This window comes from Streptomyces sp. NPDC042638, from assembly GCF_040647235.1.
GTDB lineage: Bacteria > Actinomycetota > Actinomycetes > Streptomycetales > Streptomycetaceae > Streptomyces > Streptomyces rameus.
Window position 1 is genome coordinate 1 of the sequence record NZ_JBEZBT010000148.1, and the last position, 1,636, is coordinate 1,636.

The following is a 1,636-nucleotide window of genomic DNA, read 5'->3' on the forward strand; positions in this document are numbered from 1 at the left end:
GAGAGCGCTTCCCTGACACGGAAGAGGTCACTGGTTCAATCCCAGTATCGTCCACACAGCAGGAAGCCCCCGGCCGTCTCGTACGGCCGGGGGCTTCTTCGTGTCTCAGCTGGAAAACAGCATGTGGCCGAAGCTCTTGTGGCGGTGGTGGCCGTAGTGACCGCCGCCGTGACCACCGCCGTGCGGGGCGCCCCAGGCGGGCGCGGCCGGGGCCGCGGGGTAGGCCTGCGGGGCGGCGGGGTAGGCCTGCGGGGCGCCGGGCGCGGGCGGGGCCGGCTGCGACCACTGGGACTCCAGGCGGGTCAGCGCCTCGAGCTCGCCGTAGTCGAGGAAGATGCCGCGGCAGCCGCTGCACTGCTCGATCTGGACGCCGTTGCGGTTGTAGGTGTGCATCGGCGCATGGCACTTCGGACACTGCATCGTCGGCTCAACTCCCTGCCGGTCGGTACTGCTTCGTGTTCTCCCAGGACAGACTCCGTCCGGCCCCGGGCGGTTGCAGCCTAGTCCGGGGATCCGGACGGCTCCCGTGCGGGGAGCCCGGGCATGCGCGCGCAGGCGTCGACCACGGCCTGCTCCACCTCGTCCAGCGGGCGCCCGGCGGCGGCCGCCTTGGTGATCGCCAGGGCGGCCGTCTGCACGGTGAGCGCGCGGGCCGGGACGTCCAGGGCGCCCCAGGGGTCGCCGTCCGCGGGGACGGCCGGACCGCCGGCCTGCCGGTAGGCGGTCAGGAACCGGGTCCACTCGTCGGGCGGGAGGAGTCCGCAGGCGTACCAGGCGGCGGGGCGGGCGAGGTCCCAGGCCGGGACGCCGGCCCCCAGGTCGTCCACGTCGATCAGCTTCCAGGGTCCGTCCGGGGCCGGGTGCCGGACGAGCTGGCCGAGGTGCAGATCGCCGTGGCAGAGGGCCGCCGGTCCGGGCATCGGCGCCGCGGCCCTCGCCCAGGCGGGGAGGGCGGCCCAGGCGGCCAGGACGGGGCGGGAGGAGACCGCGTGGGCGTCCGCGGGAGGCGTGGCGCCCAGCGCCGCCCGGAGCCGGTCGAGCGCGCGGGCGGCCTTGGCGGGTCCCCGCATCGGGGGAAGCCCGGCCGGGACGGGGGCGCGGTGCAGCCGGGCGAGGAGGACGGCGGCGGACTCCCAGGGGGCCGCGTCCGGGTCGTCCGGGTCCACGGGGACGCCGTACGGCCAGAAGGTCACCAGGCGGTCGTGCAAGGGGGCCGGAGCGGAGGCGAGCGGGGGAAGGAGCACGTCGGGGAGGCGGGCGGCCGTGGCGAGGCGGAGGGCGAGTGCGGCGGGGTCGGTGTCCGGGGCGTGGGCCTTGGCGACGGTGCCGGCGTGCCGCACCACGGTGGCGTCGGGGCGGTCGGCGAGGGGACTGCCGACGCAGGCGCAGGGGGCGGTTGGAGTGCGGGGGTGGGCGGCGGCCCTGACCCTCGCGGTCAGCGCCGACATGAGGACGGGCGCGTCGGTCTCGGTGTCTGCGGTCAAGGCTGCCTCGGGCGGGGTGGGCTGAATGGGCCGAGCGTACTGGGCGGAGCCGGGGCCGCTCGTCCGCCGGGCGGGACCGCCCGCGGTGGTGCGGGGTCGGGGCCGCTCGTCCGCCGGGCGGGACCGCCCGCGGTGGTGCGGGGTCGGGGCCG

2 protein-coding genes are annotated in these 1,636 nt (G+C 77.4%); both read right to left on the minus strand.

The genetic code is table 11. The features are described 5' to 3' along the window. Window positions 1-105: 105 nt before the first annotated feature. A complete protein-coding gene (locus AB0B40_RS38160; protein ID WP_362268233.1) occupies window positions 106-420 on the minus strand; it encodes a zf-TFIIB domain-containing protein in 315 nt (104 codons plus the stop codon). Between the two features lie 80 nt (window positions 421-500). Beyond that, window positions 501-1,448: a phosphotransferase gene (locus tag AB0B40_RS38165; RefSeq protein ID WP_362268235.1), complete on the minus strand. Its 948-nt coding sequence runs from the start codon at window positions 1,446-1,448 to the stop codon at window positions 501-503. Between the last annotated feature and the right edge of the window lie 188 nt (window positions 1,449-1,636).

Excerpts from the sequence above, each read along its gene's own strand:
- AB0B40_RS38160 (WP_362268233.1), bottom strand. The coding sequence starts at position 420 with ATGCAGTGTCCGAAGTGCCATGCGCCGATGCACACCTACAACCGCAAC.
- AB0B40_RS38165 (WP_362268235.1), bottom strand. The coding sequence starts at position 1,448 with ATGTCGGCGCTGACCGCGAGGGTCAGGGCCGCCGCCCACCCCCGCACT.